At 65.0% G+C, this 13657-nt stretch carries 11 protein-coding genes; 4 read left to right on the plus strand and 7 right to left on the minus strand.

All coding sequences use genetic code 11. The features are described from left to right. Positions 1–8 precede the first annotated feature (8 nt). The 4 genes from ASE39_RS26645 to hemH all read right to left on the minus strand — a co-directional run bounded on the left by ASE39_RS26645 (position 9) and on the right by hemH (position 7380). A complete protein-coding gene (locus ASE39_RS26645) occupies positions 9–2291 on the minus strand; it encodes a hypothetical protein (protein WP_140426851.1) in 2283 nt (760 codons plus the stop codon). Continuing rightward, on the minus strand, positions 2288–3502 hold the full coding sequence (locus ASE39_RS26650) for a hypothetical protein (protein ID WP_140426852.1): 1215 nt from the start codon (positions 3500–3502) through the stop codon (positions 2288–2290). Before ASE39_RS26650 ends, ASE39_RS26645 begins: the two co-directional genes overlap by 4 nt. Positions 3503–3655: 153 nt before the next feature. Further along, positions 3656–6142, minus strand: coding sequence for an ATP-binding protein (locus ASE39_RS21235; RefSeq protein WP_057272439.1), 2487 nt, complete (start codon positions 6140–6142; stop codon positions 3656–3658). Positions 6143–6264: 122 nt separating this feature from the next. Further along, positions 6265–7380: a ferrochelatase gene (gene hemH, locus ASE39_RS21240; protein WP_057272440.1), complete on the minus strand. Its 1116-nt coding sequence runs from the start codon at positions 7378–7380 to the stop codon at positions 6265–6267. A 109-nt stretch (positions 7381–7489) separates the two neighbouring features. On the opposite strand from hemH, the gene ASE39_RS21245 reads away from it, so the two are divergent. From ASE39_RS21245 to ASE39_RS21260, 4 genes are all read left to right on the plus strand, one after another. Next, a complete protein-coding gene (locus ASE39_RS21245) occupies positions 7490–8218 on the plus strand; it encodes an HAD-IA family hydrolase (RefSeq protein WP_035197326.1) in 729 nt (242 codons plus the stop codon). A gap of 261 nt (positions 8219–8479) precedes the next feature. Further along, the gene (locus ASE39_RS21250; protein WP_057272538.1) at positions 8480–9325 is read left to right on the plus strand and encodes a DUF2189 domain-containing protein; all 846 of its coding nucleotides are present in this window, start codon (positions 8480–8482) and stop codon (positions 9323–9325) included. Continuing rightward, positions 9322–9534, plus strand: coding sequence for a DUF2788 domain-containing protein (locus ASE39_RS21255; protein WP_010460530.1), 213 nt, complete (start codon positions 9322–9324; stop codon positions 9532–9534). Before ASE39_RS21250 ends, ASE39_RS21255 begins: the two co-directional genes overlap by 4 nt. Before the next feature lie 90 nt (positions 9535–9624). Further along, complete coding sequence (locus ASE39_RS21260; protein ID WP_242421523.1) at positions 9625–10218, plus strand: nucleotidyltransferase family protein; 594 nt, start codon at positions 9625–9627, stop codon at positions 10216–10218. Positions 10219–10249: 31 nt separating this feature from the next. Here ASE39_RS21260 and ASE39_RS21265 read toward each other — a convergent pair whose 3' ends face one another. From ASE39_RS21265 to ASE39_RS21275, 3 genes are all read right to left on the minus strand, one after another. Then, on the minus strand, positions 10250–11287 hold the full coding sequence (locus ASE39_RS21265; protein WP_057272441.1) for a tripartite tricarboxylate transporter substrate-binding protein: 1038 nt from the start codon (positions 11285–11287) through the stop codon (positions 10250–10252). A gap of 57 nt (positions 11288–11344) precedes the next feature. Next, on the minus strand, positions 11345–12742 hold the full coding sequence (locus ASE39_RS21270; protein ID WP_057272540.1) for a sensor histidine kinase: 1398 nt from the start codon (positions 12740–12742) through the stop codon (positions 11345–11347). 132 nt (positions 12743–12874) lie between these two features. Beyond that, entirely contained in the window at positions 12875–13558 is a 684-nt protein-coding gene (locus tag ASE39_RS21275; RefSeq protein WP_010460538.1) for a response regulator, read from the minus strand. Between the last annotated feature and the right edge of the window lie 99 nt (positions 13559–13657).

Here is a 13657-nt window from a genome sequence, read left to right on the forward strand (position 1 = left end):
GGACCGATCTACACGCCAGATCTACCGCTTTGTTCTCGATGAAGAAGGTACCGAGCAATAAGTCCTCTGACGTCTGAAATCGGAAGAAGCTTAGAAACTCGTTCGCAAAAATCCACCATATGCATCGTATGCAGGCTCATGCGGCGCGTGAGCAGTGCGACAAGAAACTCCAGAAGGGCTTCAGACTTTTCAGGAACATCTCCGTCGGGCAGCGCGTGCATTAACACGTCGAGCATCTGCTCACTTATGGAAAGGTCACATGCTCCATAAGCGAGTTCCTGAGGTCGTGCCGAGCGGAGCAAGCTGGCTTGAAGAATTCCGTCATTGAATCTGTCAAAGTTGTGCGGAGAAAGCACTACGCGCTCGTATGCGTTGTGTGCCAAGCGCCGATTGACATCTTCGTTGTGACGGAGGGCTGTAAGCATCAATCCCATGACGGCGAAGAGATCGGCTTGTGTCGCAGGAGGGTCTCTTCGTGCATCTCGAATAAGTGTGAAATCAGAGCGCAGCGCAAGTGCACGGCCATCTGGCGCGGGCCAAAAAAGATTCTCGACAATTCCTTCGGCAGGTGCTTTTTGCAAGAACTGGATACGTCGCTCTAAACTTTCCGGCACGTCAATTTCGCAATCATCAGCCCAATCTATTACCCGCTTGAGTTCTTGACCTTCAGCTTCCCAGCTTGGCACTTCCTCGTAGCAGTTAAGTGGCAGGCAAAAGAGTGTGTGCAGGCTGAATGTGCCGGGGCCGTGTTGTCCAAAAGTCAGATTCGAACGCAGTCGATCCCGCTCGCTTTTCGAGCCCATAAGATCCGCGACAGCGACATACGAAGTTGAACCATCTTCCTGAACATCTCTCAACGTACGCGAAACAGAGAGAAGCTCTTTAGCCTCGTCAATACAGGCAGCAATGACGATCGTCGAGGTATTCGCTAGCGGGGAAGAGTTGCGAAGCTGCTCTGGTGTGACAACTGCAGGTGCATTGTTGTCTCGCAGTGAACTGCGGATTGCCTCTGCAACATCATCTGCAATCCTCCTTGAACCAGGGTATGAACCAGCTACGACATGTCGCGTTGATACCGATGACGACCGGCGCAAAAGTTCATGCCATCGTTCACGTTTTGAAGTAAGAGCAGCGCGATTTTTCTCGGACAACTCGCCGTGCAATATGGGATCAACCCTGAGGCCCAAAGTGGCGATGCGTCCATTAGAACCACGGCGGTAGGCCACAAACGCACCTAGCCCAAGAATGCCCCCCGCTTCCGCTTTGATCTGTTCCGTAAGATCCGCCGCTTTTATCTCCAGCGTCGTGACGTTAGGCGGAGAAACTGAAAATTGGTCACCTTGTATGCGAATGAGGTGAAAGTGCTTTTCGCAGAGGGGGCATTCGGTTGCCTTGTGGTTGACTATTCGTTGAATCCCTTTTCCATTCTGGCCCGTCAAGTCGCAAAGTACGTGCCCGTCTTGTGCTCCAGGCGTTGCAAGGGAGAACAAGGTGACGATTCGCTCAGGTAGAGCTCCTTGGCCGACAAGTCTTTGGACCAAGCCGCCCGACGTTGATGCAGACACCAAGCACAAGGCTGCAGACGCTTGTTGAGATGCAATGTCGGCAATTCCTTGGTGAGAGCGATGTGACCATACAAGGGGTGTTCCTTCAAGTCCGCCCCGGATAGATGCCTCATGTATCGCTGTCAGCGCAATTGAATAGATGCCTGACGTATCAACCATCACGGAACCGATCTGAATCTTCCATAGATGTGGCATCAGCCAGAAAGCAATCAAGCGTACATTTGCGCCCTCCTCTAGTACGTTGGAGACGCGCAAGAAGCGATCGGAATGGCTGTCCGACGTTTTCGCGAAGTGAGTCCCCACGGGGGCTCGTTGTTCACCGCCGGCGTTACGGAAAGCAGAGAGCAGAGAAAGTTGGCGATCCCTTGGGAGTATGTCGTCGTCGGCAATTTCACTTGAGTCGAGCCTCCTCGCAACATGAGTGCCGGTAGCGGCTTCGAAAGAAATCAGACACAACGCACCGTCGTCAACGCCAACGACCGTCCGGAGCCGATCCGCTGTCACATTGTCTTCTTGGGTAAGCCAGGATCGAACTTTCTCAATATCCTCTTCATAGCCCGTGATGTACACGGCATCAGGGGCTGGCTCTTTGCCAAGCGCGGCCGCAATGAAGGCGTCGAACTCATTCACTCTCAAGTTGTGACAAGCGATGAAGATGCTCAACACCTGACGGAGTTGGCCGACGGCACTTTTGATTTCGTATGAGTGGAACAGCAGCGATTTCATTCTTGCCCCATCGGTATGAGGAAGGAAATGACCGTGCCTTGTACGTGCGGATACTCGCTTGGTTCTGTGGAAAGGCCGCGCTTCCAGTCGTAAAGTTGTTCTTTTGGCACTCGCTGTCCTCCCGGTAGCTCCTCCTGGCCAGTCGCAGCTGTGTAGCCGAATTGCCGGAACGCGTGAATGCTATTAGTGCGGACGCTGATAAAGCCGCGTAGTCCAATTAAGCTACTCAGAACCTTCCATAGACCGAACCCCCGACCTGGCGATGCAGTGGTAGTGCGGCCCTTACCGAAGCACTGCAGCACTGCTTCGAGTTGGAGTCGTGGGTCAAGGTCCTGCACCGGTCTACGCAGCCACCTTGCTGCCATGCCGGGGCCTGAATCGAGGACGCTGATCTCAAGGAAGCCACTGACGGTCGGCATTTCAGGTTCACGTACACCAGGTTTTACTGTTCGCGGTGCAAAACTGCGAACATAGCGTTCTGCTTGGGTGACATCACCTCCTGGCATTGAAGCGATATCTTTCAGCACTGCTTGCATGGGGTAATAGCGAGCGTAAATTGCACGTACTGACGTTTCTAGATCACTTCCATCGATGTTCTCGCGGGCGTGGTCATGCGTGTTTTTGAACGTCTCCGCAAAGATGGTTGCGAGAGCCTCTCGCAGAGACGATCTCGCGTCGATCCATGTTGGTGCAACTGCAGGGCTCACTATTTTCACGAGCTTGTCGAGCAGTTCATGCACTTCTGCCCAGGGTAAAAGCTCGTCTGGCTGGTGCTGCCTGTACAACTGATGTGGCAAACCGTACTCTGGAGGCTTGTGATCTGCACACAAGAGGAACGCGGAGTCACGTACCGCTGCCAAGTCAGGCCAGTTGTCCTGGTTCGTCAGCAACTGTTCTTGGAACTTGCGTCTCGCGCGCTTTGCGGAATGCTCCGTGACTGATGTCGCTGGCGGCATGAGCACTGCAACAGCCGATGCAAGGCTGTGTCCCCAGCCAGAAAGATGTACGCCGGTCGGTTCACTATCGTCCGCAAGTGTCAGTCCGAGACATGAAGCAGTGACGATGCGCTGAGCTGTCAATGGTTCGCCCAGAACCCGCAGGCCAGCTTTTGCAATCTGATCCCGGTAGACGACAAGTGGCGGCGCAGAAGTGAATTCGTACGCCAGTGGGTTAAGCCATCCAGGCAGATTAACCGCTGCATAGTTCGTCATAGTTCTTGTCTCACTACAAACTGAGCTAGTTTTTGATCCAACTTGAGTTCGCCAATTGTTAATCCTGGCACCCACACCTGCCACGCGACACCTCGCTAACTCTGCTAGGCAGCCGGGATGCTGAAAATGCAATGTTGTAGGCCACTGACCTACCTACCGCCCCCCACGCCCTCTCCGCGCACCCCCCGCCACCTGACAAGCCCTCCGATACGCCCGCAGCGTCACCTCCGCCCGCTGCATCACCGTGTCCTCCACCGTGGCCGCTCCCCCGGCCAGTTCATCGGCCTGCGCCTGCAGCAACTCCGCCGGGCTCATGCCCGATGCCTCGCCCGTCAGCAGCGCAATCCCCTCGCTCACATGCCCCATGGTGTAGACATGGAACAGCCCGCGCTCCACCGCGTCCAGCACGCTGCGGTCCAGCATCAGGTGGCGCTGATTGCGGGCGGGGATCAGTACGCCGTGCGTGCCATCCAGGCCCGCCGTGGCGCAGGCGCGGAACCAGCCTTCGATCTTCTCGTTGATGCCGCCCACGGGCAGCACCTCGCCGTGCTGGTTGAGTGCGCCCGTCACGGCAATGCCCTGGCGCAGTGGCAGGCCTGACAGGCTGGACAGCAGCGCGTACAGCTCGGCGCATGAGGCCGAGTCGCCTTCCACGCCGCTGTATTCCTGCTCGAACACGATGGACGCATTCAGCGCCAGCGGCGCCACGTGGCTGAACAGGGCGGTGAGGTAGCTGTGCAGGATCAGCACGCCCTTGTCGTGGATGGGGCCGGACATATCGACCTCGCGCTCGATGTTGAGCAGGCCCTCTTGCCCGGCAAAGGTGCGCGCGGTGATGCGCACGGGGAAGCCGAAGCGGTAGTCGCCCAGGTCGATCTGCGTCATGGCGTTGATCTGGCCGGTGATGGAGCCCGCCAGCGAGATCAGGCGCTCGCCCTCGGTGATGGAGTCGTGCAACTCTTCTTCGGGCTGGTTGTGGCGCTGGGTGCGGGCGGCCAGGGCGGCCTGCACATCGGCGGCCTGCACCAGGGCGGCGCCGCGCGCCTTGCACAGGGCGGCGCTTTCGATGGCCAGCGCTTCGGTGTGCGCAAAGCGTGCGCTCTGGCGGCGCTGGTCGTCGGCCTCGCGGTGGGTTTGCTCCAGCAGCAGGGCCACGGCGTCGGGGCCGAAGGGGGGTAGGCCGCGCTTCTTGCAGACCTGTGCCACCAGGATGGCGGTGGCGTGGTGGGTAGCGGGGGTGGCGGCAAAGTGGTCTGAAAAATCGACCTTCACGCGGAAGCGGCGTGCGGCGTCGGGGTCGGCGTCCTGCAGGGCGTAGTACTCGTCCACCGATCCGATCAGCACGATCTTCACATCCACGTCCACCGGCTCGGGCTGCAGCGCCACGGCGCCGCCGGGGCCGTGGCCCGGGCCGCCGCCGCCTTCCTCGATCTGTAGGCGCCCGCAGCGCAAGAAGCGGCGCAGGCGCTGCCACAGGCCTTCTTCGGCGGCCAGGTCGTGCAGGTGCAGCAGGATGAAGCCGCCGTGCGCCTTGAGCAGGCTGCCCGCGTGGATGCCGGTGTGGTCGGCCTGCACGGTGTCGGCGTCCGATCCATGCTCGATGCTGCCAAACAGCGTGCGCTGGGTGGGGTTGTCTTCCACCACCACGGGCGCGGCGGTGCGGCCGTGGTTGTCTACCACCAGGTTCACCTGGCAGCGGGCCAGCAGGTCGTCGAGTGCGTCCTTGCGGTCGTCTTCGGCATCGGTGCCCTGGTCGCTACCTCGTTCGGCGTCCAGGGGCTCGAACAGGTCGATGTCGCCCAGCACCGCGTGCTCCACCTGGTCGAGCCAGTGCGTGAGCTTGACGGTGTCCTTGATCTGCTTGCGCAGGCCCTGCCGGATGTCGTGCAGGGCGTGTTCCACCAGGGGCTTGATGGTCTGGCGGCGCAGGGCGGCCAGGGCGTCGTCGCGGGCGCGCTCCAGCGGGCGGGCGGCTTCGAGAAAGCGGGCGATCTCGGTGCGCACTTCCTGCTCGGCGGCATCGATCTCGGCGCGGCGCTCGCGCGGCAGGGCGCGGGCTTCGGCTTCGGTCAGCGGCTGGCCCTTGGGGCCGGTGAGGGTGAACACCATCTGCCCGCCCTCGCGCGTCAGGCGGAACTGGAGGGCTTCGGCAAACGCGTCCAGCACCGTAAAGGCCTCGGCCTCTTGCGCCTGCCAGGTTTTCTCGATGCGTTCGGCCTCGGCCTTGAAGTCGGCGGCGGCCAGGCGTTTGGGGATGTCGGCCTGCAGGTTCTTGGCCATGTCGGCCAGGCCTTGGCGCAGCTGGCGGCCCTGGCCCGCCGGCAGGCGCAGGGCGCGGGGGCGGTCGGGCATGTCGAAGTTGTGCAGGTAGCACAGGTCGGGCGGCACGGCGCGCTGGCTGGCCGCCGCTTGCATGGCCTGGCGCAGCAGCGACGCGCGGCCGCTGCCCACTTCGCCCAGCACAAACAGGTGGTAGTCAGGCTGGTGCAGGCCCAGGCCAAACTGGGCTGCGGCTTGCGCGCGCTCCTGGCCGATCCAGGGCAGGGGCAGGTCTTGCAGTTCGGCGGTGCTGGCAAAGCCCAGCGTGGCGGGGTCGATGGTCAGGCGCAGTTGGTGGGGGGCGAGGGCGGAAGCGGGCATCGGTGCGGGTGTTGGGGGAGGGCAGGGCGTCAGACGGGGTCTGCCATCTCAAAATATGAATAGAATTGGCCTCTAGCGCTTGATGGATAAGCGCTAGTAGCTATAAAAATTATAGTAAACAGTCAATGGGCCACGGGGCACGCACCGGCAGGCGCGCCACCCGCCTGCGCATGGCTGCGCGCATCGGCCAGCGCCGCGGCGGTGGGCGCCTCGGTGGGCCAGCCCGCCAGGTGCTGTTGGGCCACGCGGCTCAGGGCGGTGATCCAGTGGTTGTTGTCGTTCAGGCACGGGATGTAGTGAAACTCCTGGCCGCCCGCGTGCAAGAAGGCCTCGCGCACTTCCATGTTGATTTCTTCCAGCGTCTCCAGGCAGTCGCTGGTAAAGCCGGGGCACACCACGTCCACCCGCCGCGTGCCGGCCTTGCCCAGTGCCTCGATGGTGGGCTGGGTGTAGGGCTCCAGCCACTTGGCCTTGCCAAAGCGCGACTGGAAGGTGATGCGGTAGCGCTCTGCGCGCAGGCCCAGGCGCTCGGCCAGCAGGCGGCCCGTCTTGCGCGCCTCGCAGTGGTAGGGGTCGCCCAGGTGCAACGTGCGCTCGGGCACGCCGTGGAAGCTCATCACCAGCTGGTCGGGCTGGCCGTGGTGTTTCCAGTGGGTTTCGATGGTGCGGGCCAATGCGTCGATGTAGCCTGGGGTATCGTGATAACGGTTCACAAACCGCAGCTCGGGCACGTTGCGCGTGCGTGCGGCCCAGGCATACACCGCATCGAACAGGCTGGCCGTGGTGGTGGCTGAATACTGCGGGTACAGCGGCAGGATCAGGATGCGCGTGGCGCCCTCGGCTTTGAGCGCATCGAGCTGGCTGGCGATGGAGGGGTTGCCGTAGCGCATGGCATGGCGCACCAGCACGGCGTGCCCGGCCTCGCCCAGCCAACCGCGCAGCAGCGTGGCCTGTTTGGCCGTCCACACCGCCAGGGGCGAGCCCTCGGGGGTCCACACGCTGGCGTATTTGGCGGCGGATTTGGCGGGGCGGGTGCGCAGGATGATGCCGTGCAGGATGGGCCACCACACCAGCTTGGGAATCTCCACCACGCGGTGGTCGCCCAGGAACTGCGCCAGATACCGGCGCACGGCCGGGGCCGTGGCGGCGTCGGGCGTGCCCAGGTTGCACAGCAGCACGGCGGTGCGGTCGGCCTGGCCGTGGGTGTAGGGGGGTTCGGGGGCAAAGGGTGAGCGCATGGCCCCATTGTGGCAAATGGCCCTGGCCCTTTGCGCTGACGGGTGCATGGACCCGCGCATGGACCTGCGGGGTGAATGGGTGGGGCGTGTCGGGTATTCTCGCCAGACCATGCCTGCACCCATCCCTGACCTGCCCCCGGCGCAATCGCTGGACAAGGGCCGCATCCGCGCCATCACCATTGACCTGGACGACACGCTCTGGCCCATCTGGCCCACCATTGAACGTGCAGAGGCATTGCTGCTCCAGTGGCTCACAGACCACGCGCCCGCCACGGCCGCCCTGTTCCAGAGCACTGAGGCGCTGCGCGCCATCCGCAACCAGATGGTGACCCTGCGGCCCGACTTGAACCACGACTTGAGCGCGCTGCGCCGGGAGTCCATTCGCCTGGCGCTGACCCAGGCGGGTGACGAGCCCGCGCTGGCCGAACCCGCGTTTGAGCTGTTCTTTGCCGAGCGCCAGCGTGTGCAGTTGTTCGACGATGCCCACGATACGCTGGCTTTCCTCGCGTCGCGCTACCCGGTGGTGGCGGTGTCCAACGGCAATGCGGACGTTCACAAGGTGGGCATTGGCCACTATTTCCAGCACAGCCTGAGCGCTGCAGTGCTGGGCGTGGCCAAGCCCGATGCGCGCATCTTCCACGCCGCCGCCGGCATGCTGCAGGTGCCGCCGCACGAGGTCCTGCACGTGGGCGACGACGCTGCCCTGGACGCCCGGGGCGCCATGGATGCGGGCATGCAGGCCGTGTGGTTCAACCCCGCCGAGCATGCGTGGCCGTATGACACACCGCCCCACGCCACGGTGGGCAGCCTGACAGCGCTGCGCGAATTGCTGGATTGACTTGAAACCCCCCTGTGCCGCCTTCCCCTGGAGATGATGGCGATGCGCATGCTGTGGCGTGGCCCTTGTCCGGCGTTTCTGGCCGGGGCCGCGCCCGTTTCGCGGGCGTGTGCAGCGGCCAACCATTGAGCTGCGCCATGGCGGGCCCCCGCCTTGTTTCTTGTCGCAGGTCAAGACTTGGGCGTGCCATCGCTGCCGGAGCGCTTGATCCCACCGGCGGTTGACGCCACACTCACCCGTCGCCTCGCCGACCATTCCACCATGCCCCGCAATCCCCCCGCCTTGCCCCGTGTTCGCAGCATCGGCCTCATGCAGCCCATGACCTGGCTCGTTCTGGCCTGGCGCGACATGGCGCGTGCGGGCTGGATCAGCTTTGCCCATGGCCTGGCGCTCACGCTGCTGGGGGCGGCCATCTTTGCGGTGGCGCACAACCGCTTCTGGCTGCTGGCCGGGGCGCTGTCGGGTTTTCTGGTGGTGGCGCCGGTGCTGGCCACCAGCCTCTATGCGCTGAGCCGTGCGCTGGAGCGCGGCGAGCCCGCGAACCTGGGTGTGGTGCTCAAGACCTGGCTCAACTGGCAGGGCAGCCACGTCAACAAATGGGGCAACGACTACTGGTGCATGGTGCAGTTCGGCGCCTTGCTGGCGCTGGCGGCCACGGGGTGGGTGATGACGTCGGCGGCGCTCATCACGCTGCTGGCGCCGGTGCCCATCCACACGCCACTCGATTTTCTGCGCCATGTGGTGCTGGCACGGAATGGCTGGCTGTTCGAGATCTGGCTGGCTCTGGGCAGCTTGATGGCTGCGCCGATCTTTGCGTCCAGCGTGGTGGCCATGCCCCTGCTGCTGGACCGCCGCGCCACGCTGCTGCAGGCCGTGCTGACCAGCTGGCAGGCCGTGATCGGCAACCCGCTGCCCATGGCGTTCTGGGCGGCACTGATCCTGGGGTTCACGCTGCTGGGGCTGGGCTCGCTGCTGCTGGGGCTGATCGCCGTCATGCCCATGCTGGGCCATGCCAGCTGGCATGCCTACCGCGACCTGGTCGATGCCTCCAGCCTGCCTGAACGCGATGCCACCAAACCCGCGCAGACAAGTGGGGTGGCACCGTGATCTTTGGTTTTACCGAGGCGCAGATCTCGGGCTTCTTCCTCACCTATGGGGTGGGCGCGTTCATCCTGTACATGCTGTTCATCATCGGGCAGCTGGCGTGGGAGTCCAAGGCCGGGCGCTTTGGCACTTTTGTGCTGTTCCTGGGGCTGGGCGTGGGGTTTTTGGGGTTTCTGGCCAAGGTGGTGATCCAGTGGTGGCTGGAGAAGTGAGATCGCCTGCCCGTGGCCGGGCGGGGTAGAGGTCGGCGTTGCCCCGATGTTTTCTTTGGCCCCAGATCACTACTGCGTAGGGCCCGCCCCGTGACTCACCACAGCTCTTCCTGGACCGAGCACCACACCCGGCTTGTCGCCCTGGTTCGTGCATCGCCTGCGTTGATGGGGGCGCTGCGTGCCGTCCGGATGCTGGGGCTGGGCTCGTGGTGCATAGGTGCCGGTGCGGTGCGGTCTCTGGTGTGGGACGACTTGCATGGGTTTGCAGAACCCACGCCGCTGGACGATGTGGATGTTGTCTACTTCGACCCCGCTCGGGAGGGCACAGAACACGATGCGGCGCTGGAACACTGCCTGCGCCAGGAGATGCCGTCCGTGGTGTGGGAGGTGACCAACCAGGCCACCGTGCACCACTGGTTTGCCCGCCACCTTGGGCAGCCAGTGGCGCCATTGGAGTCGCTGGAAGACGGAGTGGGCACCTGGCCGGAGATTGCCACTTGCGTGGGTGTTTTCCTGCGTGCGGACGATTCCATCGGCGTTGTGGCACCCCACGGTCTGGACGACTTGTTCAACTTGATCGTTCGCCACAACCCGGTGCGCGCCGATGCGCGAACCTACCGCGAGCGTGTGGCCTCCAAACGATTTGCCGCGCGCTGGCCGCTGCTGTCCATCCGCCCCGCTTGAGGCGGATTCGTGCCCTGAGCCGGTAACCGCCTCAGCGCGGCCAGGACCGCAGGCCCAGCTCCTGCGCCAGCTGGCGGTACTCGCTCAGGCTGCGTTGCACAAAGTCCTCCAGCGCCGCGCCGGTGCGTGCAAACGGGTACAGGCCGTGCTGGCTGCACAGCGCGGCATAGCCAGGGGCGGCCAGCGCGTCGGCAAAAGCGGCCACCCAGGCGCGCACGGCCGCATCCGGGGCGCTGGCCGCCATATACAGGCCGCGCACCGTGGGCCAGACCAGGTCGATGCCTTGCTCCCGCGCTGTGGGCAGGCCAGCCAGGGCGCCCGGCAGGCGGGCCTGCGACAGCACTGCCAGGAAGCGCAGGGGCGCACCCTTTTCAACCGCCTGCTGGGCCTCGGCCGCGTCGCCGGTGAAGATGCCGATGTGGCCGCCGCGCAGCGCCTTCAGGGCCTCGCCGCCGCCTTCGAACGAGACAAAGCGCATGCGTTTGGGGTCTTGCCCTGCTGCGCGCGCCAGCAGCGCGGCCTTCATCCAGTCCTGGCTGCCCAGCGTGCCGCCCGCCCCGAAAACGATGCGGGTCAAGTCCTTGCGCAGCGCCGCCACCACATCCTGCAGGTGCTGGTGCGGTGAGTCGCGGTGCACGGCCACCACGCCGTAGTCGGTGCCCAGGGTGGCGATCCAGCGCACGGCGCTCACCGGGTGGGGGCCGAAGCGGCCCTGCGCGATGTTCAGCAGCGAGCCACTGGAGAACGCCACCAGGGTGCCCGGCCCGCCCAGCCGCCCGGTGGCTACCTGGTCAAACGCCACGGCACCAATGCCGCCCGGAAGGTAGCGCGTGCGCAGCGGCGGCCGGGCGGGGCGCACGGCCTGCACGGCCTGTGTGGCCAGTCCGCAGGTCAGGTCGAACCCACCACCGGGCCGCGAAGGGGCCACACATTCGGCAGCCTCGGTGGAGGCATCGGCGGCCCATGCAGCGGGCCACCAGGCCGAGGCAGACGCTGCGGCCAGGGCCAGCAAGGCCTGCCGGCGTGGGCTGCTGTCTGGGCCGGGGAGGGGAATAGGAAGGTTGCGCATGATGTGCTGCGAGCGGGGTCGGGAGGGCTGAACAACGTGCCGTATGAGATCAGAACATCAGGGACGTGGCCACCACAGGATGGCCAGCAGGCCGGGGCCTCCCGCGCGGTCTTCCAGCCGCAGGGTGCCCCGGTGCCGTTCGGCGATGGACCGCGCAATCGCCAGGCCCAGGCCCGACCCGCCCGCAGCCGCTTGCGAGCCGCGCCGGTAGCGCTGGCCCAGCGCATTGCGTTCGCTGGCGGGCAGGCCGGGGCCGTTGTCTTCCACGCTGACGCTCCAGCCCAGGCCGTCGCCCGCAGCGGATACGGTGACCGTGCCGTGCGCGGGTGTGTAGGCAATCGCGTTGGCTGCCAGGTTGGTCAACGCCTCGCGCAGCAGGCCGCTGTCGGCCACCGCCATGAACTCCGGCGTGGGGGTGTGGATGCCAAAGTCGATCTGCCGCGCGCGGGCACGGGGCAATAGCTCCAGCGCCACGGTGCGCAGCAGGGCCGCGAGGTCGAAAGGGGCCAGTTCGACCGCCGCCGTGTCGCTGCGGCCCAAGGCCAGCAGCTGCTGCGTGCTGCGGGTGGCGCGCGCGATCTCGCCACCGATGGCATCCAGCGTGTGTTGCACCTGGGTCGCATCGGCCTCGCGCCGGGCGTAGTCGATCTGCATCTGCAGGGTGGTGAGGTGGGTGCGCAGCTGGTGCGAGGCGTCGTCCAGAAACTGCCGCTGCTGCGCCACCAGGTCCTGCGTGCGCGCCATCTGTTGGTTGGCAGCTGCCACCAGGGGACGGATGTCGGCGGGCAGGTTGGTGTCGGCCATGGGGGTCATGTCGTCGGGGTTGCGCGCCTGTACCTCGCGGGCCAGGCGCGCCAGGGGGCGCAGCGCCACTGCCAGCGTGGCGGCGGTACCCAGCACCATGAGCGCCAGCACCAGAGCGTCGCGCAGGGCAGCCCGGCGCACAAACCGGCGGGTGAACTCCTGCCGCGAGTGGGTGCTTTCGGCCACCTGCACCAGCACGCTGCCGGCGTCGGGCCCAGGGGCTGCGGCTTCTACCGCGCGGCGATAAGCGGCCAGCCGCACGGATTCGCCAAAGTAGGTGGCGTCGTAGAAGCGGGGCACTCCGGGTTCCAGCGGGCCGGGCGGCAGGGGGAGGTCGGCATTGCCAAGCTCGACCAGGCCATCGGACGAGGCCACCCGGAAGTACACCGGCCCGCTGGCCGTGAGTTCAAAAAATTCGAGCATGGTGTAAGGCAGCTCGGCCGACAGGCCGCCCGATGCCGTGGAGATGTTGGCGTCGATGGATTTGAGTGCCCCGAGCAGCGAGCGGTCGTAGGCCGCATTGGCCGCCTCCAGCGCATCGTGCCGCGTCATCCACAGCTCCACGCCCGTGACCACGGCCAGCAGCGGCAGCAGCAGCACAGCCAAAAGCCGCCACAGGCTGGCCCGGCGCAGACGTTGGAACAGACGCATGCCCTTCACGCCGGTCTCCGGCAGATGGGCGCAATCGTGCGCACTGGCGCGGCCCAGGCCAATGCCACCGTGGAACTGGTTTTGCCAGCCCACCGGTGGCGTCCCCCCCGAGGGGGGAAGACGCGCTGCGTCTCAGGGGGGCGCCACATCACTGGATTCGAGCGCGTACCCTAGGCCGCGCAGGGTGGTGATGCGCACACCACTGCCATCGAGCCGCTTGCGCAGGCGGTGCACAAACACCTCCACCGCCTCGGGGTGCACGTCTTCGTCGTCGGAGAACACGCGGTCCAGAATCTGCTGCTTGGAGAACGGCTCGCCGCTGCGCTGCACCAGCACGCGCAGCACCGCATGCTCGCGCGGCGACAAGGCCAGCGGCTCGCCGTGCAGCGTGAACTGTTTGCGCGCGTTGTCGTACACCAGTGCGCCACAGGCCAGGCGCGGGTGTTCGTTGCCGCGTGCGCGGCGCACCAGGGCGTGCAGGCGGGCTTCCAGCTCGGCCAGCTCAAACGGTTTGGCCAGAAAGTCGTCGGCTCCGGCGTTGAGCGAGCGCACGCGCTCGTCCAGCGAGTCGCGTGCGGTCAGGATCAGCGCGGGCAGGCGCTGGTCGCGGTCGCGCAGGCGCTGCAGCACGGCCTGGCCGTCCAGCCCGGGCAGGCCCAGGTCGAGCACCAGGGCGTCGTAGTTGTCGTGCTGCTGCAGGGCCCGGTCGGCCAGGCGCCCATCGTTCACCCATTCCACCTGGATGCCCGCATGCTCCAGTGCACGGCTGAGCCAGGTGCCCAGGCTGTGTTCGTCTTCGGCCAGGAGGATGCGCATGGGGGGATGCTAATGCCGCTAGAGTGTGCTTGGTGCGCCTGCGTAGGACCGGAGACTTTTGAAATGGGCGGGCTCCAAGGCGACGGCCACGGCTGGCGT

This window comes from Acidovorax sp. Root267, from assembly GCF_001429215.1.
GTDB lineage: Bacteria > Pseudomonadota > Gammaproteobacteria > Burkholderiales > Burkholderiaceae_C > Acidovorax > Acidovorax radicis.

Coding starts and splice junctions, on each gene's coding strand:
- ASE39_RS26650 (WP_140426852.1), bottom strand. CDS start 3,502: ATGACGAACTATGCAGCGGTTAATCTGCCTGGATGGCTTAACCCACTG.
- ASE39_RS21235 (WP_057272439.1), bottom strand. CDS start 6,142: ATGCCCGCTTCCGCCCTCGCCCCCCACCAACTGCGCCTGACCATCGAC.
- ASE39_RS26645 (WP_140426851.1), bottom strand. CDS start 2,291: ATGAAATCGCTGCTGTTCCACTCATACGAAATCAAAAGTGCCGTCGGC.
- ASE39_RS21270 (WP_057272540.1), bottom strand. CDS start 12,742: ATGCGTCTGTTCCAACGTCTGCGCCGGGCCAGCCTGTGGCGGCTTTTG.
- ASE39_RS21245 (WP_035197326.1), top strand. CDS start 7,490: ATGCCTGCACCCATCCCTGACCTGCCCCCGGCGCAATCGCTGGACAAG.
- ASE39_RS21275 (WP_010460538.1), bottom strand. CDS start 13,558: ATGCGCATCCTCCTGGCCGAAGACGAACACAGCCTGGGCACCTGGCTC.
- ASE39_RS21250 (WP_057272538.1), top strand. CDS start 8,480: ATGCCCCGCAATCCCCCCGCCTTGCCCCGTGTTCGCAGCATCGGCCTC.
- ASE39_RS21265 (WP_057272441.1), bottom strand. CDS start 11,287: ATGCGCAACCTTCCTATTCCCCTCCCCGGCCCAGACAGCAGCCCACGC.
- hemH (WP_057272440.1), bottom strand. CDS start 7,380: ATGCGCTCACCCTTTGCCCCCGAACCCCCCTACACCCACGGCCAGGCC.